The 26,675-nt window shown below is 45.8% G+C and carries 25 protein-coding genes; 7 read left to right on the top strand and 18 right to left on the bottom strand.

Annotation, left to right across the window (positions count from 1 at the left end; genetic code table 11):
* Positions 1-33: 33 nt before the first annotated feature.
* Together IPL83_15300 and IPL83_15295 are read right to left on the bottom strand one after the other, a co-directional pair.
* On the bottom strand, positions 34-1,494 hold the full coding sequence (locus tag IPL83_15300; GenBank protein ID MBK9040505.1) for a hypothetical protein: 1,461 nt from the start codon (positions 1,492-1,494) through the stop codon (positions 34-36).
* Positions 1,495-1,557: 63 nt separating this feature from the next.
* Entirely contained in the window at positions 1,558-1,803 is a 246-nt protein-coding gene (locus tag IPL83_15295; GenBank protein ID MBK9040504.1) for a (2Fe-2S)-binding protein, read from the bottom strand.
* Positions 1,804-1,949: 146 nt separating this feature from the next.
* Here IPL83_15295 and IPL83_15290 point away from each other — a divergent pair, with 146 nt between their 5' ends.
* The 4 genes from IPL83_15290 to IPL83_15275 all read left to right on the top strand — a co-directional run bounded on the left by IPL83_15290 (position 1,950) and on the right by IPL83_15275 (position 5,080).
* The gene (locus IPL83_15290; protein ID MBK9040503.1) at positions 1,950-2,648 is read left to right on the top strand and encodes an SDR family NAD(P)-dependent oxidoreductase; all 699 of its coding nucleotides are present in this window, start codon (positions 1,950-1,952) and stop codon (positions 2,646-2,648) included.
* Positions 2,649-2,726: 78 nt separating this feature from the next.
* Positions 2,727-3,662 (top strand): thioredoxin-disulfide reductase, encoded by a 936-nt coding sequence (gene trxB, locus IPL83_15285; protein MBK9040502.1) that lies wholly within the window; start codon positions 2,727-2,729, stop codon positions 3,660-3,662.
* A gap of 53 nt (positions 3,663-3,715) precedes the next feature.
* Complete coding sequence (locus IPL83_15280) at positions 3,716-4,216, top strand: response regulator (protein ID MBK9040501.1); 501 nt, start codon at positions 3,716-3,718, stop codon at positions 4,214-4,216.
* 150 nt (positions 4,217-4,366) lie between these two features.
* Positions 4,367-5,080: a hypothetical protein gene (locus IPL83_15275; protein MBK9040500.1), complete on the top strand. Its 714-nt coding sequence runs from the start codon at positions 4,367-4,369 to the stop codon at positions 5,078-5,080.
* Positions 5,081-5,110: 30 nt separating this feature from the next.
* Here the strand turns inward: IPL83_15275 and IPL83_15270 are convergent, their stop codons facing one another.
* From IPL83_15270 to IPL83_15230, 9 genes are all read right to left on the bottom strand, one after another.
* Positions 5,111-6,838 (bottom strand): ABC transporter ATP-binding protein, encoded by a 1,728-nt coding sequence (locus IPL83_15270; GenBank protein MBK9040499.1) that lies wholly within the window; start codon positions 6,836-6,838, stop codon positions 5,111-5,113.
* Positions 6,839-6,904: 66 nt separating this feature from the next.
* Positions 6,905-7,822: an ABC transporter permease gene (locus IPL83_15265; GenBank protein MBK9040498.1), complete on the bottom strand. Its 918-nt coding sequence runs from the start codon at positions 7,820-7,822 to the stop codon at positions 6,905-6,907.
* A gap of 16 nt (positions 7,823-7,838) precedes the next feature.
* Positions 7,839-8,774: an ABC transporter permease gene (locus IPL83_15260; protein ID MBK9040497.1), complete on the bottom strand. Its 936-nt coding sequence runs from the start codon at positions 8,772-8,774 to the stop codon at positions 7,839-7,841.
* On the bottom strand, positions 8,774-10,561 hold the full coding sequence (locus IPL83_15255) for an ABC transporter substrate-binding protein (protein ID MBK9040496.1): 1,788 nt from the start codon (positions 10,559-10,561) through the stop codon (positions 8,774-8,776). The genes IPL83_15260 and IPL83_15255 overlap by 1 nt, the downstream gene beginning before the upstream one ends.
* Positions 10,562-10,671: 110 nt before the next feature.
* Entirely contained in the window at positions 10,672-11,316 is a 645-nt protein-coding gene (locus IPL83_15250; GenBank protein ID MBK9040495.1) for an HAD hydrolase-like protein, read from the bottom strand.
* Positions 11,313-12,140, bottom strand: coding sequence for an alpha/beta hydrolase (locus tag IPL83_15245; protein ID MBK9040494.1), 828 nt, complete (start codon positions 12,138-12,140; stop codon positions 11,313-11,315). Before IPL83_15245 ends, IPL83_15250 begins: the two co-directional genes overlap by 4 nt.
* Positions 12,128-14,935, bottom strand: coding sequence for a pyruvate dehydrogenase (locus IPL83_15240; GenBank protein MBK9040493.1), 2,808 nt, complete (start codon positions 14,933-14,935; stop codon positions 12,128-12,130). The genes IPL83_15245 and IPL83_15240 overlap by 13 nt, the downstream gene beginning before the upstream one ends.
* A gap of 117 nt (positions 14,936-15,052) precedes the next feature.
* Positions 15,053-15,640 carry a nucleotidyltransferase family protein gene (locus IPL83_15235; GenBank protein MBK9040492.1) on the bottom strand — a complete coding sequence of 196 codons (588 nt, stop codon included), beginning with the start codon at positions 15,638-15,640 and terminating at the stop codon, positions 15,053-15,055.
* Positions 15,637-16,584 carry a TonB family protein gene (locus IPL83_15230; protein MBK9040491.1) on the bottom strand — a complete coding sequence of 316 codons (948 nt, stop codon included), beginning with the start codon at positions 16,582-16,584 and terminating at the stop codon, positions 15,637-15,639. The genes IPL83_15235 and IPL83_15230 overlap by 4 nt, the downstream gene beginning before the upstream one ends.
* Before the next feature lie 142 nt (positions 16,585-16,726).
* Between IPL83_15230 and IPL83_15225 the strand changes: the two genes are divergently transcribed.
* Both IPL83_15225 and IPL83_15220 read left to right on the top strand, forming a co-directional pair.
* Positions 16,727-17,458 carry a Stp1/IreP family PP2C-type Ser/Thr phosphatase gene (locus IPL83_15225; protein MBK9040490.1) on the top strand — a complete coding sequence of 244 codons (732 nt, stop codon included), beginning with the start codon at positions 16,727-16,729 and terminating at the stop codon, positions 17,456-17,458.
* A 194-nt stretch (positions 17,459-17,652) separates the two neighbouring features.
* Positions 17,653-18,660, top strand: a complete 1,008-nt coding sequence (locus IPL83_15220) for a M23 family metallopeptidase (GenBank protein MBK9040489.1) — start codon at positions 17,653-17,655, stop codon at positions 18,658-18,660.
* Between the two features lie 107 nt (positions 18,661-18,767).
* Here IPL83_15220 and rpsI read toward each other — a convergent pair whose 3' ends face one another.
* The 5 genes from rpsI to IPL83_15195 all read right to left on the bottom strand — a co-directional run bounded on the left by rpsI (position 18,768) and on the right by IPL83_15195 (position 22,881).
* Entirely contained in the window at positions 18,768-19,163 is a 396-nt protein-coding gene (gene rpsI / locus IPL83_15215) for a 30S ribosomal protein S9 (protein MBK9040488.1), read from the bottom strand.
* Between the two features lie 15 nt (positions 19,164-19,178).
* On the bottom strand, positions 19,179-19,613 hold the full coding sequence (rplM, locus tag IPL83_15210) for a 50S ribosomal protein L13 (GenBank protein MBK9040487.1): 435 nt from the start codon (positions 19,611-19,613) through the stop codon (positions 19,179-19,181).
* 62 nt (positions 19,614-19,675) lie between these two features.
* Positions 19,676-20,482: a tRNA pseudouridine(38-40) synthase TruA gene (gene truA / locus IPL83_15205; protein MBK9040486.1), complete on the bottom strand. Its 807-nt coding sequence runs from the start codon at positions 20,480-20,482 to the stop codon at positions 19,676-19,678.
* A 200-nt stretch (positions 20,483-20,682) separates the two neighbouring features.
* Positions 20,683-21,885, bottom strand: a complete 1,203-nt coding sequence (locus IPL83_15200) for a hypothetical protein (GenBank protein ID MBK9040485.1) — start codon at positions 21,883-21,885, stop codon at positions 20,683-20,685.
* Between the two features lie 279 nt (positions 21,886-22,164).
* Positions 22,165-22,881: a hypothetical protein gene (locus IPL83_15195; protein ID MBK9040484.1), complete on the bottom strand. Its 717-nt coding sequence runs from the start codon at positions 22,879-22,881 to the stop codon at positions 22,165-22,167.
* A gap of 70 nt (positions 22,882-22,951) precedes the next feature.
* On the opposite strand from IPL83_15195, the gene IPL83_15190 reads away from it, so the two are divergent.
* A complete protein-coding gene (locus IPL83_15190) occupies positions 22,952-24,457 on the top strand; it encodes a hypothetical protein (GenBank protein ID MBK9040483.1) in 1,506 nt (501 codons plus the stop codon).
* A gap of 11 nt (positions 24,458-24,468) precedes the next feature.
* On the opposite strand, the gene IPL83_15185 is transcribed toward IPL83_15190, so the two are convergent.
* Both IPL83_15185 and IPL83_15180 read right to left on the bottom strand, forming a co-directional pair.
* The gene (locus IPL83_15185; protein MBK9040482.1) at positions 24,469-25,326 is read right to left on the bottom strand and encodes a hypothetical protein; all 858 of its coding nucleotides are present in this window, start codon (positions 25,324-25,326) and stop codon (positions 24,469-24,471) included.
* The gene (locus IPL83_15180; protein MBK9040481.1) at positions 25,310-26,617 is read right to left on the bottom strand and encodes a hypothetical protein; all 1,308 of its coding nucleotides are present in this window, start codon (positions 26,615-26,617) and stop codon (positions 25,310-25,312) included. The genes IPL83_15185 and IPL83_15180 overlap by 17 nt, the downstream gene beginning before the upstream one ends.
* Positions 26,618-26,675 lie beyond the last annotated feature (58 nt).

Genomic DNA, 26,675 nt, shown 5'->3' with positions numbered 1-26,675 from the left:
AGAATTGCCCTCGCTAAGGCGATGGCAATTCTATTAACGGCAAATAGAAGAGATGATTGGCCATCCCAGCATAGATTCGTTGCCAAAGCGTTCGCTGTAGTCACTAATCTTAGGAGCTTTCATTGCGATGATCCAGGTCAAAGGGAGAGGCGATTCTCTTGTCCAGGTCGAGAAGGGAACAAAAAAATTGGTTTTAATTGGATTTTCTACCATCACCTTAATCAATGGAGAATTTCCGTTCCTATGCCGGAAATAATATCCACCTTCTCTATGATCGAGGTGTCCGTAGGCGATAGCCGCACCAAACGTAGAGCCACTTACGACAGGACATCTGCACTCGAGATTGACAGTTGAGCGGTAGATAACCCGAATTGATTTTTGAGGCAGAAGCTCAAGAATCCATGCATTCCCTTCTTCGCCAATGAGTTTGTAGTTTGCATTTGATTGAGGAGAAATTTCTGCTTGGGCCACGCGAATCAGCGGCCCAGGGCGAGCTTGGACGGAGGTGAAACAGAGGGGGAGAATATCAAATTCTGCTGCCTTAGGAATGGCTACGAGTTGGGGATATCCGTGAGCATTTTCGATATTGAGGTTTCCGAGATCAATGGCAGGAAGGGGAAGTTCAAGAGAATACCTGTCAATTTCATGTGAGGAGGACCAAGTGAAATTCAGTTTTTCTGGCTCTGATCTCAAAACAAAATAGGGGGACCATGACGAGATTCGCCCGTCCTCTTTGCCGATGAATCGGCAGGTTTGCAGGGGGAATTCCTGAAGAGGATTTGTAGTTTGGGCTTTCTCATGAATCCAAAGGGGCCTTCCGACTACGAGTGAATTGTTCTGCTCAACAGTGAGGGGACTGCGAAAGCGTGTACAGGTGAGCTCGATCATTTGCTCTAAGGGAAATTGAATCATCGCCTTGGTGAAATATTCTTTTGTGATGATGGCAAATTCAGCAAGATCATCAATTGGCTTTTTGGTTATCAAATCTTGAATGACAATTTGGCCTGAATGATCAAGATAGATGGGGGTTTCATAGGTAAAGGTATGCACGGCTCCCGTCAAATCTTGCTTGGCCGTGAAGTTAAACGAGCAGGGAATATCTATCGGGTAGCTATCCTGCGGGTCAAAAAAGAAATCTTGGGGGAGAAGTTCGGAAGCTCTTATCTCCGCAGGGAGTGGAATGCTACCCTGTTGAACAATTTTTTTATCTTTGGCCACACACGTAGTGATCCAAAGTAGTTTGACCGGTGCGTGTAGAGTTTCCACCTTCAAACCTATACTGAGATGATCTGAAGCAAGGAGATTGCCCCAATGGCGCGACAGGGAGGGTATGAGTGAGGAATTCATATTGAGAGTATCTGACTTTGAGATCTCAATTTTGATTTCATGCCTACCGAGGATTGGCTCAGAAATCTTTGCCTTTTGGCAAGCAAGGAGTCCGAGATTTAGGACGAGAACCAGATGCCTTTTAAAATGAGTACAAAAATAGGTCATAGATGCCTCCTGACAAATCAGGAGAGCAAATGCAATGCCGAGAATTCTAGAGAAAAGTAAAATCTACCAATAGAATGACTCGATCGATGTGTCCCCAATCACCATCGCCTGACAGCTGAGTCTTTCTTGTTGGGTCAAATGAAGCTCTCGCATTCGTCTCATTTCAATTTCAGTTGGTGGAGTGAGATTTTCAGGATGAGAGACAACTTCCACTCGACACTTTCCGCAAACGCCATCGCCTCCACATGAGGAGGCGACCGGAAGTCCGGCAGCCAGAAGGCTCTTCATGAGCGGTGCCCGATGATTCAAAAAAAGGCTCATATTTTTTTGGGGGAGGTGAACATTTGGCATGAAATCATTGCCTCACTGTGAGGGGCTCTCCTTTGGGCTAGGGCTGGCCCTATGGGCCGTGTCACGTCTTGGATGGAACCATTGAAGTATGGTATTCTCCAAGCATGGGAAATGGCAATAAAAGTTTGGCAGTTCTTGGTGCGAGTCGCGGGTTCGGGCGTTCATTCTGTCGTAGGATGTGGGAGGATTCAGAGGATAGGCGAGTGTTTTTAGTGGCTCGCAAAGCAGAGCTTCTGAGCGAGTTGAAACAACATCTTCTTGAACTTAAACAAGGCACAGGCCAGAAAAATGATCTTGTTGAATTTTTTTCCTGCGATTTTTCGAGAGAAGAGGGGCAGATACAGGCCTTCCATCAACTTGAAATTTTTCGACCAGAGCGTGTTTTCTACTTTGCGGGTGGCGGACCCTATGGGGCTTTTGAAAAGAAAGCCTGGAAAGACCATTGGTGGTCTTTTCAAGTTACATTCTTATTTGCGGCGAGAGTTGTACATTGGGCGATGGAACATGGAGTTCAGCAAGTTGTGTTGATCGGTTCTGCGATATCTGAATCGGCAGGTGATCCGCGAGGTGCTAGTTACAGCGCGGCAAAACATGGCCTCCTTGGATTGTATCGGAGTATTCATCTCGAGAACCCTTCCTTTGACTTAAGGCTTTTTAGCCCAGGGTATATGGATACAGATTTGCTGCCCCTTCACGCTCCGCCACGTCAGTCCGAATTGGTAAGGTCTCCTGAAGAGGTTGTTGAGATTCTTTGGAAATGGTCCAATTTAGATACTTTGGATCGTCATCTCGTCTCCGAATAGAATTCTTCCTTTAATTGCTTTTTTTTTGTCTTTGGCTAAACTGGCGCCAGTTTATCTATCATCATGTGGAGGGCCATTATGGCTGATTCAGAATTAGAAAATTTATTGATTGTTGGTTCGGGACCTGCTGGTTTGACTTCTGCGATATATGCGGCACGTGCAAATCTAAAACCTCTCATGATAGAGGGGGAAGAAGCCGGGGGACAATTAATGACGACCAATGACGTCGAAAATTACCCCGGATTTCCTGACGGAGTGACGGGACCGGAACTGATGAGTCTGATGCGCAAACAGGCAGAGCGATTCGGGACTCGTTTTATCACAAAGAATGTGACTTCCGTGGATTTTTCCAAACCTCCCTTTAAAGTGGTTGTTGGTAAGGATGTTTATTATTCGAAATCAATAATTGTATCGACAGGAGCCAGCGCGAGGTATTTAGGATTGCCGAGCGAAATGAGGCTTCGTGGTCGAGGAGTCTCGGCCTGTGCCACTTGTGATGGTGCATTTTTTCGTAACCAGAAGGTGGCAGTTGTTGGCGGTGGTGACACAGCTATGGAAGAAGCTAGCTTTTTGACCCGATTTGCGACAAAGGTCTGGATTATTCATCGACGGGATTCGTTTCGGGCTTCAAAAATAATGGTCGATCGAGTTCTCCGAAATCCAAAAATTGAGGTAATATATAATTCTGAATTGAAGGAAGTTTTGGGAGAGAATTCAGTGACAGGTATTCGGCTTTTTAATGGTCTCACAAATGAAACTCATGAAATGGCCATGGATGGAGTATTTTTAGCTATCGGTCATCGACCAAATACAGAGATTTTCAAGGGGCAATTGCAGATGAATGAGATGGGATATCTGGTAACCAAAGGAAAATCGACCTTCACATCGGTAGATGGGGTTTTTGCTTCAGGTGATGTTCAAGATCATGTGTATCGGCAGGCCATAACTGCTGCAGGGTCAGGTTGCATGGCTGCGATTGATTGTGAACGTTGGCTTGAGCAAAATGATCATTGAACGAGTTCACGAAGTTAAGAATTAAAGTTCAAAGGAAGGGACTGAAATTACCCATGGGCAACTCCAGAAGAATGGATACAAGCGAATTTTTAAAAAAAGTAAAGCGCATGGCCAAAGATCGAATGTCAGAGGGAGAGGTCGTTTCCCTGGATTCATTTCGATCACTGGAAAAGGGACATCCTCGACAAATTCTCATCATAGAAGATGATGAAGCAATGCGGAAGGCCATGAAGAGGATTTTTGAAGCGGATGGATATAAAGTGATGTCGGTGGCCGATGGTACGGCCTTGACTCAGGTGTTAGATGACACTCCGATTGATCTCATTATTTTAGATATTGGTCTGCCTTGGATCAATGGATTTGAAATTGCCCAATTGATGAAACGAGACCTTAGTTTAAAGGAAATTCCTATCATTTTTGTCAGTGGTCGAACCGGAGATCTTGACGTTAGAAGGGGATTTGAATTGGGGGCAGTGGATTTTATCAAGAAGCCGTTTGCTGTCGAGAAGATAAGGAAAACCGTTAAAACTCTTTTATGTCTTAATAGGATCTAGTCAGGGTGTCGAGCGAGTAAATGATAGAGAGAATCTATTTTGGTCTTACTAAAATTTTGTGGCGGATTTTTAGTTAGGAATTGATTGTTCCGATAAATGGACGACCAGATATAACTGGAAGTATTTCCTAAGAAAAGGTGAGGAGAGACGATGAATTCTCTATTTAGAAGTGCCATTGCGACGGTTTTTTCGGTCGTCTGGTCCTTTGGACCAGCGCTTGCCGAGCCACAGTCGGTCAATTTAAGAATGAAGATTCTTTCGAGCCAGTTGGGAATTTCATATAACAAGTCAAAACCAGACAGTGTTAAGAGGATCTCGATGGGTCAATTCCTTGAGAGGCTGAAACCTCTTATGACAGAGGTTCAGTACAAGAAATTTGCAAAATATGTCGAGCCCTACAAGAAAAATGAGCTACCTGAAGTGACCATAGAAGCAAACAAGCTATTTTTAAAAGAGGGCGGGGATGCTATCAGACTCCAGGCTGAGCGGAATCCTGAGGCAGTTATTTCAGTTTCCGGTGTCTCTATACCAAATGCCGATTTTGAAGATGTCGATGCGGCCTTAAATAAAATTGAGGCCCTCGTTCTTAAAGATCGTCAAAAAAATGCATCCTTATTTGATAGATTGGGCAAAGAGATTTTGCCCCATGCGGAGGCTTGGCTCTGGCCTCTTGCGGTAGTCGCAGCGGCGGGGCTATTTGGATATTTTCTCTACAAAGGGATGACCAATATGAAGGCCGACGTCAATGTGGCTGGTGGTACAACGAACACCGTAGATGTAACTGGAGACGTCAAAACAACCAGCGACATCAACATCGGATTGGGCGTAACTCCCTTTAACATCCACTCGACAGGAACAAAATAGCAAGGGTGAAGTTGAGTTTGGATATCTCACCTACAGGGAGATATCCTTTGGGGTTCCCTTGGGAATCGCACTTAATAATTTTTTAGTGTAGGCGTGCTGAGGTTGGCGATAAATTTGAACGGCATCAGCCATCTCAACAATCACTCCTTTGTTCATGACGGCAATTTCATCTGAAATAAACTTTACCACAGCAAGATCGTGGGAGATAAAAATATAAGTGAGGTTAAATTCGTCTTGTAGATCAAGCAAGAGATTGAGAATTTGTGCCTGGATGGAAACATCTAAGGCACTGACGGATTCGTCGCAGACAATGAATTCAGGTTCAACGGCGAGCGCTCGAGCAATGCAAATTCGTTGGCGTTGTCCGCCAGAGAATTCATGGGGATATCGATTGAGCATGGCTCGACTCAACCCCACTCTCTCCATCAGTTTTCCCGCCATTTCAATTCGATCATTTTTAGAGTTACCAAGATTGTGGATAACCATAGGTTCCATAATGGCAGCGCCAATCGTCATTCTCGGATTTAAAGAGGCATAGGGATCCTGAAAAATAATCTGCATTTTTCGGCGCATGGCTCTCATCTCGTTCCGGCCAAGCTTGGTGATATCGACGCCGTTGTAAATGATCTCTCCAGATGTTGGCTCAACAAGACGAAGCAAAGCCCGCCCTAAGGTTGTTTTACCGCATCCGGATTCACCGACAAGGCCAAGAGTTCGTCCCTTTCTCACAGTGAGACTCACATCGTCGACGGCATGAATGCTAGAGAGAATACTTCCAAAGATTCCCTTTTTGAGAGGAAAGTATTTTTTCAGATTTTTGATTTCAAGCAGAACGGGATTGTCTTTGGTGAGAGGTCTTACTTCTTTAATGTGGTTGAGAGTCGCAACATCAAAATACTTCTCCTTTCCATCTTCGCTCATAAAATCTGAGACAGTCGGAAGACGAAGGGGATTGCGATCGAGCGAAGGACGACAGGCGAGAAGACCTTTGGTGTACGGGTGTTTTGGTTTGGTAAAGAGTTCGTGAGAACTTTCATTTTCCACGATGTCACCGCGATACATGACCACAACTTCATCAGCAATATCCGCAATTACGCCAAGATCGTGCGTGATAAAGAGGATGCTCATTTTATATTTCTTTTGTAGGTCTGCCAACAAGTCGAGTATTTGCTTTTGAATCGTTACATCAAGTGCTGTTGTGGGCTCATCAGCGATCAATAAATCGGGTTCACAGGCGATAGCCATTGCAATCATGACTCTTTGCCTCTGGCCACCGCTCAACTCATGGGGGTAGGAGTTGATTCGCTCTTCTGGGTGCGGAATGCCCACTTGGTCCAATAAGCTCAATGACTTGGCAAGGGCTTGCTTTTTATCAAGACGTTGATGAAGAATGAGCGTCTCAGCAATTTGATCTCCAACCGTGAAAACAGGATTTAAACTGGTCATGGGTTCTTGAAAAATCATCGATATTTTGTTGCCACGAACCTGGCGCATTTCGGATTCGGACAATTTTAGGAGGTCTTTGCCTTCGAAAAAACAGGATCCGTTTGTGATTTTTCCTGGGGGATTTGGAATCAATCTCATAATAGCCAAAGAGGTTACGCTCTTGCCGGAACCGGACTCTCCGACCAGGCCCACGGTTTTTCCCTTTGGAATATGAAACGAAATATTTTTGACGGCATTTACCGTTCCATCGTCAGTTTTGAAATCAACCGATAAATTTTCGATTCTTAGCAAGATATTTTGAGAAGAACTCATTTTACTCCGCCTCTCGCCCACTTGGTCCTTGTTGCAACAAGATTCAGTGAGCTGATCCATTGGGATCTACTTATTTTTCAGTTTAGGATCTAGTGCATCTCTTAACGCATCATTAAACAAGTTAAAAGCCAACACTAAGAAGAACATAAATAGGGTTGCAGCGAGAAGCCCCCACCATACACCGCGGGCCAGTTCCTGCTTGGCGTAGTTAATCATGGTTCCCCAAGAGGGAGTTCCAGGCTCAACTCCCAAACCAAGGTAGCTGAGGATCACTTCACCTTTTACGGCTCCGACGAACCCCAAACTGAAATTAATCAAAACGAGGTGAGTGACGTTGGGCAAGATGTGGAGAAAAATTCGACGCAAATGGCTGGCTCCCAGGGCAAAAGCGCCCTGGACGTATTCTCGATCACGATGTTTCATGAATTCAGCTCTGACAACTCGGCAAAGACCTACCCAGCTGGTCAGCCCAATAGCAATGCAAAGAGTTCTTAGGCTAGGTCCCATTACGAGAGAAAAGGCCACGACCAACAGAATGTAAGGTATTGTATCGATTGTCGTGTAAAACCAAACAATGAGATCATCAATCTTGCCACCAAAATACCCAGCAACAGATCCCAAAAGAGTGCCAATAAAAACAGATATGCCGGCTCCAAAAAAGCCCACAATCAAGGAGGTGACAGCTCCATGTGAGGCCCTGGCGAGGACATCGCGGCCAAAGATATCTGTTCCCAGCCAATGGTTCCAGCTCGGTGCTTGATAGGCAATTTCATTGTTGGTAACTCCGTAATCAGTAAAAATGAACCCCAAAGAGCAGAGAAGTACCATGAGGAGATATCCAAAGAGAAGCCAGGCGCTGATGATAGCTATTTTGTCTCTTTTTAAGCGGCGATAGGCATCCCACCACAAAGAATTTCGCAGACCCCTCGTGCTAAGAGCGGACTTTTGGAGGAGACTCGCAGTGACTGGGCGTATTAAACTCATGATTTCTTCCATTTAGCTAACGTAATTGAATTTTTGGGTCGACCACAGCATAAAGTACGTCTGACAGAAGTTGAAAAATCATGTAAAGCACTGCCCCCATAACAGTCATTGCTTTGATCACTGGAAAATCGGAATTTTGGATGCCCTGAAAAACCAGGCCCCCGAGCCCTGGAATTCCAAAGAAGGATTCGAGCAGCAGTGATCCAGTAATAAGAAATGGCATTTGAAGTACGACCAAGGTGATAATTGTGACCATGGCATTTTTTAAAACATGCTTAAACAAGATTACCGAGGTGCTTAATCCTTTGGAGCGGGCAGTTCGTACATAGTCTTGGTAGATCTCGTCAAGAAAGGCCGTGCGATAGAAAAGGATGTCTCCACCCAAGGAGAACGATACAAAAATGATAATTGGGAGGGTCAAATATTGCCAGCGACCTATCCAGCTAGGGTCCCATCCTGAAATAGGAAAAATGCCAAGCTGATAGGCAAAGTAGTACTGCCCATAAAGAATATAGACCAGAGAACTCAGGCTCATCAGTCCAAGGCAAAGAACCATGACGCATCGATCAAAGAGAGTTCCTCGGAGATGGGCCGTTATGAGGGCAAGGGACACTGTCAAAATAAGCGTGAGAGCAAAGGCTGGAAGAGTGAGGCTGAGGCTCACTCCTATGCCATCAACAATCATGCTCGCGACCTTTTGTTTCGTCGCCCAGCTTCTACCAAAATCGAAAGTCGCTATTTGACCCAAGAAGAAAAGGTATTGTTGGGGAAGTGATCGATCGAGACCCAATTCAGCCCTAAACTGCTGGATATGTTCGGCTGTTGCGTGTTTCCCAGCAGCTTGAGCCGCGGGATCTCCTCCGGCAACATTAAATAGAAAGAAGGTGACCAACGTGATCCCCAAAATAATGGGGATCATATAAAAGACACGTCGAATGACATATTTGATCATTAAAATTTCGCCTTAAGGTCCTTTTGGGTCTGAAGATTAACTTTGTAATACTTAAAGGAGCCATTGATGATGGAATGGGTTTTGAAGTTATCTACCCAACCTTGGTACATTTGGTATCCCAAGCGGTGAACTCCAGGAACCCAAGGTGACTTTTCAACAGCGATATCTCTCATTTTGCGATAGACCTGGGTCCGTTCAGGTCCGGGGGGAAGCAAGGCTGCCTTTTCATAGAGCTGGTCGAATGAGGGATCTACAAAATTAGAACCATTTGGGCCTGGTGATACGTTCTTACCGTAAAGCAGCTGCAGAAAGTTTTCTGCGTCTGGGTAATCTGCCAGCCAAGCAATTCCCCAAATCTGGGCCTTTTTATCTCTGACTTTTTCAGTGAACTGGGGCCACGAAGTTGCCTCGATTTTGATTTTTACTCCAATTTTTTCCATATTGATTTTAAAAAGTTCAGCCATTTGAGCGGCCGTCGAAGTATTTGTTGTTGAGTAGACAAGTTCGGGAAGCCCCTTTCCTTCTGGAAAGCCCGCCTTAGCCAAAAACTCCTTCGCCTTGGAGACATTAAATTCTTTGTATGGGTTTTTAAATTCAGGATCGTAAGCATCAACCCCGGGAGGAATGGGACTTTGTGCACTCACCGCGCGACCATTGTAAAATTTTTGAATCGCAGTTGCAGTGTCTTCCCCATAAGATATGGCCTTGCGAAGGTTTTCATTCTTTCCGACCAGAGGGTCCAGCATATTGAAGGAAGTGTAAGTCACATCAGGTTCGACGGTGACTTCAAGCCTGATTCCCTTTTTTTTCATCTCGGGCGAGAGCTGGTTGTTAACAACAGCACTGTCAAAGTTATCTTTGGGGATATTTAATGTATCAAGCTCTCCCTTTTGAAATTTCAGCCAGGCCGGTTGATCTTCGATGATTTCGTGTATGACAACTTTATCGATAAAAGGGATTTTTTTACCTGCGTCTTTAAGAAAACCATTGGCCTCATCCGTAGGTTCGCCTTCGGTGGGGTAAGTGTGGCCCAACCAATTCGGATTTTTAAGAAGAACAATTTGGCTATTTCGAACCCAACTTTCGAATTTGAAAGGCCCAGTCCCTACGGGGTGATTGAGAAATTCTTTGCCGTATTTATCGACGGCTTCCTTAGGAACGACGGAGGCGTAGCCTAAGGCCAAGACGTAGTGAAGTTGGTAAAACGGCTTAGTGAGTTTGATAACAAGGGTGTGGTTGTCTGGGGTCTGTAGTCCCTCGACCGGCGAGTCAAAGGTCGCTTCCTTTTTTGAAATTCCATTTCTCCAGGCGTCAAGACCTGCAATTCGCCCTTCAAAAATCCAAGCTCCATCTGAAGAATTAGAAGGATCCATTAGTCTCTTCCAAGAATAGACAAAATCTTGAGCGGTTATTTCTCGCCCCTTGCCATCAGGGAAGGCCTCACTGTCATGAAACCTAACGCCCTTGCGAATCTTAAAAGTATGCACCAAACCATCATTTGAAACGGTGGGCAGAGAATCAGCGAGGAGTGGCTGAAGCTCCAGAGGACGTTTTAGGTAGTGGTACTGGAGAAGTGTCTCATAGATCTGTGACACGACGGTGTTCGAGTAGACATCGGAAGCATAAATAGGATCAAGTCCCTTCACGTTCGCTCGAACAACCGTATTTAATGTATTTTCACCTTCCGTCGTCTTTTTTGTGCATGCCGCCTGAGTCATAATCAGAGTCACAAAAAAGGAGGCGATGATTCCCCCAGAGAATGTTCGCAAAGTCTTGTGATTGAACATTTCAGTCTCCTTCCAATAGCTTGTGTTGTGTAGCGTTAGGGGTCGAAGTTGTCAATAACCTCACTTGATGAAGCATGATAATGCGTTGAATTATCAAGTGCCATGTTCGGCTAGGGAAACAATAAGTTGAGCTCAGAGAAGGAATTGATTTGCTCGTGGGCGCCTCTTTTTAAAAGTTCTGCAACTGGGGCATAGCCAAAAGTGACAGCAATTGAGGTGACACCACAGCTAAGAGCTGCCTCCACATCTGGAATTCCATCTCCAACAAGGACAGAACTTTCAGGGGCAGCATTAGCGCGGTGCATTGTCTGCAGAAGAGGAAAAGGATGGGGCTTTTTTTTGTCAAAGGAATCTCCGCCAAAAACAGAAACCCAAGGAAAGTGGTCCCATCCGAGATGGTTCAGAAGTTTTCTTATGTGATGCTCCCTTTTATTGGAGACAATAGCGATTTGATGTGGGCAGGTATCCAAGAATTTTTCAGCATCTTTTAGAGGCCGAGGGCTATTGAGAATGTGTCGGTCATAGATTTCGAGAAATTCGAACTCTATTTTTTTTATTTGATCCAGATTTCCTGTGGCCTCAGGAGCAACTTTCTCTATAAGCTTGCCAAGCCCTCCTCCAATATAGGTGATGATAACCTCGTAGGGGAGCTGTGGTTTATTGTGAAGTTCGAGAAGCTCATTTACAGCAGCGGCAATGTCGGAACCGGTATCTACAAGAGTCCCATCAAAATCAAACATCAAGAGTCGGGTCATTGAGAACTCTCTCGTGGACCAGTGGATTCGCTTTTTGGTCGACTTGCCGGGGTGGAAATCCCTTGGAGGAATTTTTGCACTCTTAGCTTATATTCCTTTGGTGATCGACTCAGCCCTTGTAGATGGCCGACTTCAGGAATGCTAAAGACCTCGAGCTGCAAATGATTGGCTCCCGCGAAAAACTCCTCAATGGCTTGCATGGGGACTAATTTGTCCTCCCAGGCGCGAATGCTCAGAATTGGAAATCGAGGTGGGAGCTGTGAAAGGGCATCGTCGCATGTTTTTTTATAGCGCCTTCCTCCAAGCAATTGGACGGCAAACCTGGTTTTAGCTATTCGAGTTATTGGATTTGTCACCGTGTATTCATGAGTGAAGAGATTCCAGAGACATCTTTGTATTTGCGCAAAAGGTCCGCCGTCACATATCCATCCAATGATGTCCTGGGGATTTCGCCGAGCGATAGAGAGAAGAGCTCCCGAACCAGGGCTTGAGAGAGTAAAAAGAACTTTGCGCTCGGGGATAGAGGCTAAGATATCTGAAATTTGCTCGGCCCAAACTTCTGGGGCTCCAAATCGAAAATTTCGAGTGAGTGGCGGAAATTGCATAAGACGGATTCGGTTAAACTTGAGTTGAAAAGCAACCGCATCAAACCCCATTTCATTTGCTAAAAGGAGATGTCGGGCCAACGCGATCGGAGAGCCACCAAAATGGTGAACGAAGACGATGACCTCCTCGTATTTTTTTTGGGGGGCTCTTCGCCGAAATCCTGAATAGGGAAGTGGTTCTTCGGGATTTTTCATGTCTGGATTGTTTATGTTGGCCACAATTCACGCCAGTGTTTTACTGCGGGTTGTGCTCTCCCTACATCCTCCACGAGATATGAACTGAGTTCGATGTGTTCCAGGGCTGTTTCTGCCAGCACTTTTCCACAAGCTTTAATGACAGATGCGGCGTCAATTCCGTGATAGGCATAGATGTCAGCGGGTCGGCCACATCGTGAATGCTTTCTGACCGCGAGAGCTTCTTGTTTAACCCCAACGATAGAACCAATATTATCCAATAGGCCTGGCTCCCCGTCGTGGACGCTGACAATAGGAATGCGCCGTCCAGCCAGTGTTGTGACATCAGAGCGAGTGGCCGAACCATTGATCATCGGGACAAGATGCAGGTTGCTGTTGATTCGCAAATATTCTTTTAGATGACAGTAGTTTGTTTCAAAGCCCAAGTTTCCTACAAGGAGATCTGGACTCGTAACCATGATCACATTTGCAAAAATGCCTATTTTTAGAAGCTGTTGTGAAGCTTGAATGGCCTCGGTGCCAAGTGAACCCATTGCAAAGATATTAACGACATTGTCTCCAGGCTCGTAGCCCGCATATCCACTGTAATCGATCAGTGAATAGCCGCCCGCCAAAACTTCGCGGCGAACAGTGGCAAGGATTTGTTCATCGGACTGGCACTCCACGAGTCCCTCAGGAGTGGTTCCTGGAGAATCAATGTCATTTGGTGTAAGTAAAACATCTTCATTTAGGCCGACTTTAAAGCGTCTCTGGTTTCGCAAAAGCCGCAAGAGATCCTTCTGTTCGACGCCTCGAGTAACGCCACGAATAACAACTCCAGAGCGATTCTTGTTATCAAAAGTGAGGTGCCGCTTAATAGCATCGCAGAGAATCCAATCCAATTCCTGGCAGAAAAAGGGTTCCCAGGTAATTTGATTAGGGATTTGCAGATCCGATTTCCAACCATGCTGAGCCCCTTCAGGAGAAAGAGTTACTCCCGATGGAGTCCCACAAAGGATAAAACTGGATTTCCAGTATTGGTCATAAAAGTACTGATCATGAGCGCGTTTAATAAAAAAATCATAGACGGTCATCAGGGGTAGAAGAGGGATGCCCAGAAAGTCGCGAATCTTTCCAAATGATCCCATGCAAGACATGACGTTAGCTTCGGCGATTTCAAATCTCAAATAACGGTCGTCAGGCTCTTCGCCAGGAATGAGATCGGGCAATTTGGAATCCTTTACTCCAACGGAAGCCTCATAATCACTTTCGACTTGGACTCCAAATATATGTCCGTCCATAGCTGGATTCAGGTTCGTACTTGTTCCCACATCGGGAGCCATTGAGACGAGCATTTCACTCGCTATTTTAAAAGAGCGCTCAGCGGGACCCAGAGCTTTTTGCTTTTTCTGAAGAGCTTGCTCATCAAGAGGAGTGTTTGCTATTCGAGTTAACTTCGCAGTTAATTGGCCCAGCATCCACTGAGTGTGAGGATAGGATGCTAATTTTAAATTGATATCCATGGTTTCTGGAACTTCGCCAAGTTTCTCACCCAGTGATTGAAACAAAGCAATATTGGATTCCTTGAGTTTTTCTTGCTCTAGAATTTCATTGTAAAGCTGATCTCCTCGGGCTTTCAGGAATTTCTCTTCGGGAGAGTTGTCAGGAAACGGGGAGAATGGATCGCTGGTTAAAATGCCGGTTGCCTTCTTGAGCGATTCAATTTCGTCAGCATCGGGAAGCGCAGAATGGTTGCCTGGGGTTGCGGCCATTTTTAGACCCCAGCCCTTCAATGTATGAGCAATGATAATGGTGGGCCGTCGAGTTTCTTTCTTGCTTTCTTCGAGAGCATCGATCAGGCACTCAATATCGTGCCCGCCCAAGTCTCTGAGTGCCATCCACAATTCCTGATCGGTTACATTTTCAAGAAATTTATGCAAAATAGAATGATTCTTTTCTAGTTCTTTTCTCAAGAGAGCGCCGTCTTTTATTTGCAGGAGAACCTGGAGGCCATAGTCTGAAAGCTCTTCTTCGAGCCATTTACAGAAAGAATCGCCACCCACTTTTTTCATCAGAGCTTTGCGCTTTGAACCGTGTCGTAATTGAATAACGTGCCAACCGTTTGCGGCCATGGTTTTAGCAATTCGTTCGTCGTCAGTCCCTCCCATGATGTTCGCGTTGGTAATCCGATGACCATCAAGGCTTTGTCGATTGTAATCGAGAATCCAGGTCAGGTTCCCAATCTCCCTTTCTGCGAAATCAGGCACCGCTTCAAAAAGAGAACCTTCTCGGAACTCAGAGTCGCCAATGATGCTCCAAAAATGAGCTTCGGGTACCTGGTGCCCGTGGTCCTTGGCATAGCGATAGGCGAGGGCAAGATAGCCCGCTTGGACAGGAGGGATTCCAACGGTACCAGTAGGGAAAAAATTGTGTCGATCCGGATCGTAGGCTGAGTGATAGGATTGAAAGACTTCCTCATTATCATGTGGAAACGCTCGCAGGTTGCTCATGGCCTTGTTTGATTCTTCTCGTGTGAGCCTGGAGTTGTCTTGATGAAGATGAAGTCCCAAAAGATAGTTGTAAGCATGATCTGTTGGTGAGGCGTGGGGCTTATTTGCGATGTGATCGAATCCAGATTTGGCGATAAGATGGATCGCAGCTAGAATATGAAGCGAGCTCGCACTGGCGGCGGCGTGTCCTCCGATTTTAGGATCACCCTTCTCCTTATTTGCCCGATGATTCGCAATATAGATCATTTGCGTTGCCAAATATTGGGCGCGTTGTGCAATAGAGTTAAGAATTTCAATGTCCGGCTTGGCCGGAATATTTTTTTTTGCCATTTTTCTTTCCTTATAGTGCAGACCGTTGGCTCAGGCTTACGCCTCTGACCAATATTCGGTTTGATCCCACCTATTTATTTTATTTCGCGGCAATGGACTAAACGACAAAACTTCAAATTAGGCAAGAACCTCAGATACTGTTTGTTGATGGATCTCTAAAATGCCGATCATCTCTTCAGATAATATAGGAACGGGTGACCACACGATGCGGCGATCATCAAGACTTGTGAATTTTCGCTCATAGCGAAAAAGTGAAATCCCTTGCCTGGTCAATAAAAAGGGAAATCGAGGAACCATTTCTCCTCGAACGGGGGCGAAGGGTCGGATAAGGTGGCACCGAAAACTGTCGGAATTTGTAAAGAAGTGTCGCTCAAGACGGGAATAGACCTCCCTTGATGGGCTCATTGTATGGAGAGGCAAGACGAAGCATCTTTCACTGACCGCGTGGCACCCGGAAATCAAGAGGGAGAAAAAATCTGAATCCGGGTTTGGGTCGAAGACAAGTTCGGAGGAAGCAATTTCCTTTGATTGTCGGAGAATATTTTCGCAGTCTCCTTGGTTAAGTACCACCAAGACATTAAATCCACATTGCTTAAGTGCTCTTATTTGGCGGTCGATGAGGTATTGTCCTTGGATTTGTAACAGAGCTTGGGTGGGAGATCTATCAAAGCTGTTACTATCTCCTGCAAGCAATAAGACGTTCACGCAAGGTCCTCTTCTTTGAGCTCTTCCAATTCATGTTGAAGACGATAGTTAAAGCTAGCCTCCAAAATAAAATCCCATCGAATCCTGATGTAGCCGTCCTGTTCGACCATTCCTTGGGGAGGATTAGGAAAGGGTGCCGCCTCCTTAAAAGCCTGAACAGCGGCTTCATCGAGTTCTACGATACCACTTTCTCCTAGGACTTGAACCTGGAGCAAAGTCCCGTCTTTGTCCAGGGTGATGAGAACTCGTGTCACTCGATCCCGGGTCGAAGCAATCGAACGTCCCCGTCGAATGGCCATTCTCACGTTTTCCCGAATCGTGGGCTCCCAGTGTTGCCGGATTTTCTCTTTGATTCGATTATAGTAGGAATAATAAACAAATTCCTTAGTGCTCAGGAGGGTTTGGATGCCAACCTTTGTATCCTTCAGGTAGTCGTCCGTTTGACTGGGGCGTCCGGCGGGCAATTCGGGTGGGGTCACCCTGAGATCTGGAGTGAGGCTAAAGTCTGGCTTGAGGGCAGAAAGGTCTGGGAGATGGCCACCCTTCGGTCTCTTTTGGTTTTTGGTGATTTCTTCTCGTTTCTCTCCGTCTGTATCACCTGGTTGGGGCGTTCCCGGCTGTGCCAAATTTGTGAATTTGCCGGTTGCCTGCGCCCGTGTTTCCTCTTGAACCCTTTGATTGTGTTGGCTCAAAAATCGGGCTTGGTCAGGAAGCTCGTCATTGAGTGGCTGCTTATTCTGTTCAACGATTTGTTGCGAAAGGCTATCTTTTGTAGGGGCCCTGGGTTTTTGTTCTGGTTTATCAATGATGACAACCTCGACTTTAGCTTGGTGAGATTCGTTTTTTTGAGAGCGAAAGAGATTTAATCCTTCCCAAAGGAAGAGGTGCAAAAGAAATGAGCAGAGTATAAATGCAATCAAAGACTTGCGGAGTTTACCGGCCATACATCCTCGCTAAGGGGTATCGGATAGGAATCCCCAAAAATTGAGGCACAAAGAGGGTGGCCGTTAAATTGAGATCGGGTTTCTGAGATTGAAAAGCTGAAAATCACTTGGTCGAGTTAGTTCGGTAACGTAGGATAAGGGGATGGAATTCGATGTATGGGCAAAGACCGATGTCGGCCTAAAGAGAGAAATAAACCAAGACACTATCTTGGTCGATCCTGAGCTTCATCTTTTCATTGTGGCCGACGGCATGGGCGGTCATAAAGGGGGAGAAGTGGCCTCCGCTTTGGCTGTGGAAACCGTTCAGGAAGTTATTCGTAGTCGGTTGCAGGCAAAGGGCAGAATTAATCCGAGAGAAGTGATTGCTGAAGCCTTTCGAGCTTCTAGCGCACGAATTCATAGCAAAAGCACTCGCGAAAATCCTGAGCTTATGGGAATGGGAACAACGATGGTGTTACTTTGGGGGTACAATGACAAAATCTATATTGGAAATGTTGGAGATTCGAGGGCTTACATCTATCGGGATCCATTTCTTTGGCAATTGACGGAGGATCATTCCCTGATCAACGAACAGATTAAGGCAGGAGTGATAAACGAGAATGATGCACCTCATGTGATTGGTCGCAACGTCATTACACGCAGCGTAGGATATGAAAATGACGTGGTAGCAGATGTTGTGGTCAGAGATTTTCATCCCGGAGAATTTTATTTACTCTGTTCGGACGGTCTCTCAGGTTTGGTTCCTGACCTTCGCATCAATGAGCTATGTCAGAAGAATGATCCCTCCGAGGTCGTATCGCGATGCATTGAAAAGGCGAAATCAGCTGGTGGCGATGACAATGTTTCTGTCATATTCATACGGACGCGACAGTGAGAGGGATTTAAAGCAGTGGAAAATTTAGATTCATTCAAAACCTTGCAGAAGCCTTTGGAAATACTGAAATCTTGACTTATTCATTGACGCGTAAAGCTAGTTTTTCTACAGTCAGGTCAATCCTCTCATATCGACCTGGCACGAGGGAAATTGGTGTCATGGCGAAATTTTAATCTCTACTTGAAGGTCAAGGAATGGAAAAGAAATCATTCACAATACTTTTAACGAGTAACCGCCGGGGTCGAACTCAATCAATCACAATCTCTGCGGCTTGGCTGAAGGCGATTGTTTTTTTGTGCGGAGTGCTGATGGTCACTTTTGGAGCGGCCACGGTGGACTATGTTGGTTTGCTTCTTGAAGCTGGAGAAAATAAGATTCTGAGGGCAGAAAATGTTCAAATAAAACGGCAGTTCCAGATTGTAGAGAGTAAAATTGGATCATTGGAGAATAGTCTGGAACGAGTGAAGAGTTACTCTACCAAACTTCGGCTGATTACCAGTATTGAGGATGAAGACAGAACAGTTAAATTGGCTGTCGGGTCTGAACCCAAGCCCGGGCAGTCTGTGTCTGAATACAATGAAGCCGTTCAGGATCGTGGGCCGGCCTCAGAGTTTTTGGTGAAGGATTCGATATTTATGGACAAGCCGCCTCTCGACGAATCGGGCGGGGAAATGACAGCACTTAATCAAAAGGATTACGCCAAACTTTCCATTCGAATTGACCGAGCGGTTAAGGAGACTCAACTTCGCGAGCTGGGAGTACTACAGTTATGGGAATCTCTTTCTGAGAGACAAAGTCTCTTAAACGCGACTCCAAGTATAAAACCAGCTTCCGGTTGGTTCACATCCCGGTTTGGCTATCGGATCGATCCATTTACGGGGAAGCCCGTCATGCATGCAGGGCTTGATATTGCTGGTCCCCCTGGAACTTCCATTGTTGCGCCAGCTGATGGGGTGGTTTCATTTGTGGGTTACGAATCTGGCTATGGAAAACTCGTTTCTATTGACCACGGTTATGGCGTTGTCACCCGTTTTGCTCACAATTCCCAAATTTTTGTGGAGGCAGGACAAAAAGTAAAGCGTCGTGACATCATCTCAGCGATAGGTTCCACAGGTCGATCCTCTGGACCTCATTGTCATTACGAAGTCCGAGTTCATGGAGTTCCTGTTGATCCGATCAATTATATTCTAGATGAAGGATAAACAAATTTTAGAATAAGAAAAAGCTCTGCTGGCACAAAATAACCAGCAGATGATTTCATTGAGTACAGGTTCAAATGACTCCAGAGAAAGCCAAGAGAAACTCAGTCTTAGCGCTTGGAGTATTGAGGACGACGTCTTGCTCCGTGCAAACCGTATTTCTTCCGTTCAACCTTACGAGAGTCTCGGGTGAGAAGACCCGCTTTTTTCAAAACACCGCGCAAGGCTTCATCGGCAACGAGAAGAGCTCTTGAGAGTCCGTGACGAATGGCCTCGGACTGCCCCGTAGGACCGCCTCCCTTAACTGTAACGAAAGCATCAAATCTTCCACTCGTATCAGTTGTACTGAATGGGACTTGAATGGCAGCCTTGCCTGAAGCCGTCGTTAAATACTCATTGGCCAATTTTCCATTGATTGTGATCTTACCGGTTCCAGGCTTGAGGAAAACACGAGCCGCGCTCGTTTTTCTTCTACCTGTTGCATAAAAAACTTTGTCGTTAGCCATTCTAATGTCGCTCCATTACTTAATTAATGAAAAGGCGGTTGGTTTCTGGGCTGAATGAGGATGTTCTCCGCTTTTATACATCTTCAATTTCAAGATCACGCGGCTCGAAAGCTTATTCTTAGGCAACATTCCTTTAACAGCCTCACGAACAATGTGAGTAGAATCTTTTTCCATCCATTGCTTGGCTGTTTTTTCCCGAATCGAACCAAAATATCGGGAGCGCGTAAAATATTTTTTTGCGTCCATCTTATTGCCCGACATTTTGATTTTATCGGTGTTCAGAACGACCACAAAATCCCCTGTATCTACGTGAGGTGTGAATTGGGGTTTATGCTTACCTTTGAGTAAGCCAGCAACTTGGGTTGCCAGGCGGCCAAGGGTTGCATCAGTAGCATCAATGACCCACCAATTTCGATCGACCTCACCTGTCTTTGCGTTCCAGGTTTTCATTCTTTATATCCTCATTTTCCGATTAGCTGTCTAGTTTCTTTGATAGAGTAAGATCGCTGGTTTTAAAGGGTTCGGCACTTGTTGTCAAGGTCCGGCGGATAGAAGACCTGGCAAAGGCGAAGTCCTTCTGGTTGCGCCGTCCCCAAAGCCATCCGGCGGTCCCTTAGTTCTAGAATTGACTTCATGTCTGATGCTGGTCTACCGGCATAAAAGAGGTCTGTCATGGTCCCCACAAGGTTCCTGACCATCTGCTTGAGAAAACCCTCTCCAGTTACTGAAAAATAGAGTAATTCTGGTCCTTTAGATCCCCATTGTGCCCTTCTGATATGCCGCACAGTTTCTGTGATATCCGAGCCCGTAGTTTGAAAGCTGGCAAAATCATGGGTGCCCTGAATAAACCGTGCACAGGTTTGAAGGTATTCCAGATGAAGGGGTCTTGGGAACCAGCTGACGTAACGACCGCGCAGGGCCGAAGGAAAAGGCCGGTTGAGGATCCAATAGCGGTAGGTCTTATGAGTTGCCGAAGCCATCGCATGAAATTCTCTAGGGGCCTCCCAAGCCCGGCGAATGACAATCCCTGAAGGAAGAAGGCTGTTTGCAGCTCTCAAGAGTTTGTAGCGTTTTGGGTTTTTTGTGGTAACGAGGTGCGCAACCTGTCCTATCGCATGAACTCCAGAATCTGTCCGCCCAGATCCAATCACTTTTATAGGTTCATCAAAAAGTTGAGTGAAAACTTCCTCGAGAGCACCTTGTATTGTTGGTTTTCCTCTTGGTTGCTTTTGCCAGCCGCCAAAATCAGTTCCATCATAAGAAATCAGAAGCCGAATTCTGTACGGTGGTCCAAGATCGGCGCTCACTTCCGGACACATTCTTCGGAACTCCTTGGAATATTTGGATCCTTGCTTGGAATCCAGCGAATACTATTCATCATGCTTTCATAAAAAAAGGAAGGGCCAATTCAGAATGAATTGGCCCTCAAAGAAGGGAGAGAGAATTGAAACCCGAGCGAGGCTCGCAAGGAAAAAGCTGAACCAACCCAACCCCAAGGCAACCAGTTCTAAAGTATCCGTTACTTCAGCTCAATTACCCCAAAATCTCGCAAATGCACTGACACGGGACCTTTCAAACTGCCTACGGCTCTTGAGTCAAAGGGGTAAAGGGCAACATCCATTTTCAATTCCTTAATGCAGAGGGAATCAGGCGGAGTCACTGGTCTGCCGGTTTTGGGATCTAGAATTCTTTTTGCAGAGAGGCGAACAACTCCAAAACTGGGGACTGCAAACTCCTGATGATTTTCGGAATCTATTCGCAATCCTGCAATCGAGAGGTTGATCGAATGATCATCATTGATTGTTCGGGCAAATTCAAAACGCGGATTTACGGGGTCTAAACTGCATCTTCCTGTGCAATCTTTGATTGCCTTTCCAGTGGCCAAGTAGAATCCAATTTGATCATTGTCAGAGGCTCCTTGGATAACGTCTTTGGCCGAGCGGAGAACGAGATCGCCGACTGAAACATATTGGAAATCGTAAGTGCCAGATGTCTGCAGTGGGACCCTTGTGCAATTGACTGGTAAGGGTGGAAGTGAGCTATCGTCCTTAAGAGTAATAACCCCGTGGTCCCTTGTTGTGATTCGGATTTCGCCTCTTAGAATACCTGGAGCAGGAAATTCGTCCGGAAAATATGTGGGATAATTCTGGTCTATGCTTGGATCTTTAGGGAGAGGCCAAGGCTCTTTCGCAGTCTCCTTGTCAATTGCGAGTGTGTTATCAATAAATTGGATGTTTTCAACGCAGAGGACGGGAGCTCTTCGAGAAGTTTGACTTTCGATCAATTTCCGGCTGAGTTTAATGGCTCCAACTGTCGGCTGTTCACCATCTGAAAGCTCATACAAGCCAAATCTGACCTCATGGTCCGCTGTTGCAGACAGAAATTGGTAAGGGGCTGGGGCTCGCTCAAGGAGCAGACACCTTTCCTCCCTATTTTCAATGCTACAAGATCTGTAATTATTGCTTTGCGCTGTCCCCTTAAATTTAAAAAAAAGGGCGTCTCCATGATTTTGGGAGTTTGCGGGAGAGAATCGTTTCAACTGGCCTGAACCATCGAAGTCAAAAACGTAATTATTGTCAGAATCCGGAGCTATTGTTGCGCAGCCCCCGATGCCATTGCCGTTGTTGTCATCGTCTAAAGTTGAAAAGATGACTTTGCACGAACTTAGGCTTCCAACTAGTAGCAACGAAAAAATGAGGCAAAGCGATTGCTTCTTCTCCATAGGACCCATCTCCTTTTCGATAAGCGTTGAATTGGCGAGCCACCTTCGGAAACGGGAATTGAGCGGCTTTTAATAAGAATAGACAAAGGAGGTAGGTATCACAACGGACGTCTTTGTCGCGATTTTTAAAGGGGCTGGTTTTGAATCCAACAGGTCATTGCTGGCAAATCTACGACTGCATTGTCCAACAAGGTATGCAGTTGCCCTGATATTGAGCCACTTGGGCGGCCCTCAAAGGCTCTGATATGTAGCTCAAAGCTATCGCCCTGAAATGAAAGATCAGTGGCAGATTGATGACGATCCAAAGATCCGAGATCCGCGATCCGCGATCTTTCGAATCCCTCTTCCTTCGGCAATTTTAGATCCCTTGATGAGCTGACCGATGAAGCTTCCTCGAAGTTTCTGTATGACGACGTCAATTCCATAATCAGTTCCCGTTGAATCCATATTCTGAATCTGCCGACAAAGCACGTGGGTGTAAGGAAAGTCTTCACTCTTTGACGAATCGCTGACGTACTGAAATATTTTTTCTCCAAGCGCTATGTGCCAAGGGTTGTAGGAAGAAATGACAGGATTGAGGAGACCTGGAGGCCCGTCGGAGCGGATTCCGCAGTCGATATGACTCAATCTTGGATTATTTCCAACGGAAAAAATAAGACTGCTCACTGCAAGTTCAGAGATTCTGTTCGCATTGAGACATGTTTTAGCTTCAGAAAATCGGAAATAGGTTCGAGATTGAATTTCGAGAACGGGATTGAGATCCCCTCCCGAGGAGGGCAATTCAAACGGGCTGTGGCTTGGATCAAAGGGGCCGTACAATCCATCAATGTTAGCTTCTGCGAAGTCATCATTTTTCATTCCAGTGTAGCCACCACCGTTTCCATTTTTTTTCAGAATGTCGATCAAATCGCAACTTTGAAAAGGAACCAAGAACAAAAGAATTCCAAATATCATTGAGAAAAATCTGACAATCAATTTGCTATGGCTGCGATTCACGAAATATCTCCAAATCTTGGTCCTTCTATTATTAGTTTAACAGGTCCATAAAAAAACCGATAAATTTGTCGTGAAAGACAAGTGGAAATATCAAATTGATACATGGGATGAGCTGATCAAAGAGGGGAGGGGTGGGCAGGTTCGTCTTGATATCATGAAAGTCAATCGCACGGAAGTGCCGCGGCGGGAATTGCATAGAGTTGCAAACGTAGCTCGTCGAGTGCGGCTCGAAAATTGGGGGATGCAACTTCTGTATCCGATTGTTCGTAGTGAGAACAAAGAGGTCTTTTCGTCGGTCGAAGAAATTTGTGAATACTCAAATGCTCTGATGGAACTGGGATCACTCGAAGAGGCGAGAAATCTTTTGTTAGCAGTGAGCCCCAGGGAGGCCCCACAGGCCTTGCTTTACTTGGCATTTTTAGACTTCCGCGAGTGGAATTCAATTGGTGCTGGGGCTCACCTAAGGAGTTATCTAAAATGCCATTTGGATTTGTATGCCCAATTGGTGGGGCAGGTTAATTTGGCTGCAGCACTGGTTCAAACTCCGGAGTGGGAAGAGGCTCGAGGTCTACTTGATCATTTAGAACTTCGCGCACGGACTGAACAGAGACATTTGCTTCTTGGAAACATTCTTGAATTGAGAGCACAGCTTGATATTCAAATGAGAGATTGGTCAGCAGCTGCAAGAAATTTGGACCAAAGTATAAAATTATTGGAAAATTCTCACCATGATAGTTTGCTATTTTCTCTTAAATGGAAAGCTGTCTTAGGACTCAAAACTTCTCAAAAAAATTCGTATGACGAGATAAAGGAAGTTCAGCTTCAAGCTCGAAAAATGAAGTTATGGGAAACAGTGAGAGACTGTGATCGACATATTGCGGTTGATAGTCAGGATGCGCACCTATTCAATAGACTCTATCATGGAACCCCTTTTACTCATTTCAGGGATTTGTTGCTTCGAGAATTTTCTCATTCTGGCAAATTGGAAAAACATTTTGATTGGGTTGGCGGTAGGAACAAAGATCCGATAAGAAAAGTCGTCGATTTGGGCGACTGGAGTGGGGAGGGAGATGCAGGGCATTTAACCCCAGGTCAGCTGAGCCATGCTTTGATCTCCGTACTTGCCGCCGATTTGTATTCACCAAAAAAAATGGGATCTTTGTTTGGGTCCTTATTTCCAAACGAGTACTTTAATCCAGTCACTTCACCTGAAAAGGTTTACAAGGTTGTGCAGCGAGCTCGCGCCTGGTTTATTGAGAAGGATCTACCGATGGTGATTGATCAGGCTCATGGATATTACCGGCTCCGACTGGGAGAAGGTATCTCAATGCGGCTGAGGGCTTCTTCGAAATCGACATTTCGCCCTAATAAGATTGAGCATTTGGTTTTGTATCTTCAAAGAGCCAATCGAGCTAGAGTTTCCTTTTCCGCAAAAGACCTTGCTGCTGAATTGCAAATTTCGCAAAGGACAGTGAATCGTCTCTTAAAAGAGGCCTGTGAGGCCGAATTTGTTGAGCAGATTGGCAAGGGAAGATCCACCCTATTTAAACTCAAAAACAAGGGGCTTGCCGCCTAGGGTGCTGAAATCTAAAATTCGACATAGATGCCACCATTCAAAAAATCAGCCGAGAAATCAAATTTCTTTCCTAAGGCGACCAGAACCCGGTACTCAACTGCCACCCAAACGGAATTGATGCCAAATTCTCGATCGAGGGTGATCAAAGCGTCCTTGTCGAGTGCACCAAGATTGAAAGCAATCCCTCCGGCAGCATGAGCGGCCGTTGCAAGCCCAAATTTTGGTCCTTTGCTGTCATCGCGAATTTCGGCAAAGGTGATCGCATCTCCGCCTCCCTCAATAAACGGAACGAGCGGCTGTTTTTCCCATATCTGCATGCGGTAAATCGCAGCGACATTATTGGGAAGAGCCAAAAAAGTAAACGACTCGCGCGGTCTGATGCCTGCGTTTTCGGGGCTTTTAAAGGACCCATTTCCATGAGCGGCGTAAATGCCCGTTCCGAGTTTCCAACCCAATTTACCCAGTCGTCCCTGCCAGAGTTGCCACTCGTAGTCGTACATGATCAAGGGCATCTCGCTGTCTTCGTAAAGAGTTGAAAAAGTGACGCCCGTCTCAGAGTTGGCAAGCTCTGCGGGGTCAAACATTCCAAACCGAACAGAAGAGGAGTGATTCTGATCTGATTTGGGTGTCTGGTACAGATAGGTTTTATCGCTTGTGATACGGACCAAACCCTTATCTGCAAGAGGGTGTGGCACCAACTGCTCTTTTGTGGAGCTAGGATCCACTAAAGATTTTTCTTGGGCCTCTGCTGAGCTGCAAAAAAAATCAAACAGACTCGGGCCCGATGAGGTTTTATGAGCGCGAAGGATCTCAAATCCAGAAAGGAGAAGTAGTAAATTGATCGAGACGGGCCTAAGCCAGTCGTTCATTTTTATTTCTCCGTCTGGAAAAGCAATAGATCAGGGTGAAACAACTAAAAAAAACGAATAACAAGGAAGCCAAAATAGTAGAGAGCCCGTATTTAATAGATAGCCACGCAAAACCCCAAACAGGCCAAAGGACAGTTCGAAAGAGCGGCCTCCAAAATGGGTGTTTGTCTATCCATCGCGCGGCAAATGGACCCAGTCGATAGTAGGTCCTCACAAAGTCTTTACCAAGTTTGTAGGGGAGAAGAAACTTCTGGCGAAATTTACGAAAGGTATCGAGATGCCGGTCAAGAGCGGAGCCATAGGCCGCGGTGGCGACAAAGCAATTTACGTCTTCAGTCAGAAGGCCAACGACTTCATCGGGGCGGGCAATGAAGGGGCATGCCGCATCGTCTGTAGGGTTAGGGCCAAGTGAGGTGGCTGTATTTCCGCAGGCATGTGCAATGGCCGTATCTGAAGTGATAAACGAGATATTATTTGCTTGATCCAGCATTCCGATTCGAAAGAAATAGTACTCTCCATTTGTCAATCCACTGATAGAATTATTGCCAAGAAAATACTCGTCGTTCTCGGTTTCGATATCGATATCAAAAGAGCCAAAATTAGAACCCGGATTGGGACCCGTGGCTCCGTAGGCAAAGCCCACGGTAGAGTAGTAAAAGCGGGCTTTTGAAAACTGAATATTTCCAGCATTGGGAAAAGTTTCAGTTGGCTCCAGATCCTCGATGAAGACCTTCTCATCTCCTGGAAAAGCAGTAAAGGCACAAACTCCATCAGTAAAGGTGGCCCCCGTATCGCTGCAGTGTTCGATGGTATCTGCACTGAGGGGCATGTGGACTTTGAAAATGATACTGTCACCTTCACCACTACCGAGTTGACCGTTGCTATCTTCGTCCACGCCAATTTTTAATGTTTGAGCGGGGGGGCTTGCATTGGCAGCACTGGCTGAGCTCACGCAGGCACCTGCAGCATAGGCACTAAAAGCACTGGCACAGATGGTTGTCCATGGGATTTTAACCACGCCGGTCTCACCTTTTCCGACCGTGGTCCCATTTGATCCAATTTTCGTGTTGCCATCTCCTGAGGTAAGGATAATTGGCCCAGATTTGGATAAAGAATCAGAAGACACAGAAATCTCCACATCAGAATTCAGCATTGCGCGCTTTTCGTTGCACGCAAGAGGACCTGCTCCTAAGATGCAGTTGTTGCAGGTTCCATCCGAATTTGAAGTACAGCCGGTCGCTTCGCTGCCCGCAAAGCCGCCATAAACAATAATGGAACCACCTTCTTTCACCCAATTTGAAACTCCCGAAATTGAGTGAATGGTAATCGATGCGAAGGCGCAAGGTGAA

It is taken from the genome of Bdellovibrionales bacterium (genome assembly GCA_016716765.1).
In the GTDB taxonomy this organism is placed as follows: domain Bacteria; phylum Bdellovibrionota; class Bdellovibrionia; order Bdellovibrionales; family UBA1609; genus JADJVA01.
Note: the sequence above shows the minus strand (reverse complement) of the source record. Positions and strands in the feature narration are given on the sequence as shown.

Coding starts and splice junctions, on each gene's coding strand:
- IPL83_15300 (MBK9040505.1), bottom strand. CDS start 1,494: ATGACCTATTTTTGTACTCATTTTAAAAGGCATCTGGTTCTCGTCCTA.
- IPL83_15290 (MBK9040503.1), top strand. CDS start 1,950: ATGGGAAATGGCAATAAAAGTTTGGCAGTTCTTGGTGCGAGTCGCGGG.
- trxB (MBK9040502.1), top strand. CDS start 2,727: ATGGCTGATTCAGAATTAGAAAATTTATTGATTGTTGGTTCGGGACCT.
- IPL83_15280 (MBK9040501.1), top strand. CDS start 3,716: ATGGGCAACTCCAGAAGAATGGATACAAGCGAATTTTTAAAAAAAGTA.
- IPL83_15275 (MBK9040500.1), top strand. CDS start 4,367: ATGAATTCTCTATTTAGAAGTGCCATTGCGACGGTTTTTTCGGTCGTC.
- IPL83_15270 (MBK9040499.1), bottom strand. CDS start 6,838: ATGAGTTCTTCTCAAAATATCTTGCTAAGAATCGAAAATTTATCGGTT.
- IPL83_15265 (MBK9040498.1), bottom strand. CDS start 7,822: ATGAGTTTAATACGCCCAGTCACTGCGAGTCTCCTCCAAAAGTCCGCT.
- IPL83_15260 (MBK9040497.1), bottom strand. CDS start 8,774: ATGATCAAATATGTCATTCGACGTGTCTTTTATATGATCCCCATTATT.
- IPL83_15255 (MBK9040496.1), bottom strand. CDS start 10,561: ATGTTCAATCACAAGACTTTGCGAACATTCTCTGGGGGAATCATCGCC.
- IPL83_15250 (MBK9040495.1), bottom strand. CDS start 11,316: ATGACCCGACTCTTGATGTTTGATTTTGATGGGACTCTTGTAGATACC.
- IPL83_15240 (MBK9040493.1), bottom strand. CDS start 14,935: ATGGCAAAAAAAAATATTCCGGCCAAGCCGGACATTGAAATTCTTAAC.
- IPL83_15230 (MBK9040491.1), bottom strand. CDS start 16,584: ATGGCCGGTAAACTCCGCAAGTCTTTGATTGCATTTATACTCTGCTCA.
- IPL83_15225 (MBK9040490.1), top strand. CDS start 16,727: ATGGAATTCGATGTATGGGCAAAGACCGATGTCGGCCTAAAGAGAGAA.
- IPL83_15220 (MBK9040489.1), top strand. CDS start 17,653: ATGGAAAAGAAATCATTCACAATACTTTTAACGAGTAACCGCCGGGGT.
- rpsI (MBK9040488.1), bottom strand. CDS start 19,163: ATGGCTAACGACAAAGTTTTTTATGCAACAGGTAGAAGAAAAACGAGC.
- rplM (MBK9040487.1), bottom strand. CDS start 19,613: ATGAAAACCTGGAACGCAAAGACAGGTGAGGTCGATCGAAATTGGTGG.
- truA (MBK9040486.1), bottom strand. CDS start 20,482: ATGTGTCCGGAAGTGAGCGCCGATCTTGGACCACCGTACAGAATTCGG.
- IPL83_15200 (MBK9040485.1), bottom strand. CDS start 21,885: ATGGAGAAGAAGCAATCGCTTTGCCTCATTTTTTCGTTGCTACTAGTT.
- IPL83_15185 (MBK9040482.1), bottom strand. CDS start 25,326: ATGAACGACTGGCTTAGGCCCGTCTCGATCAATTTACTACTTCTCCTT.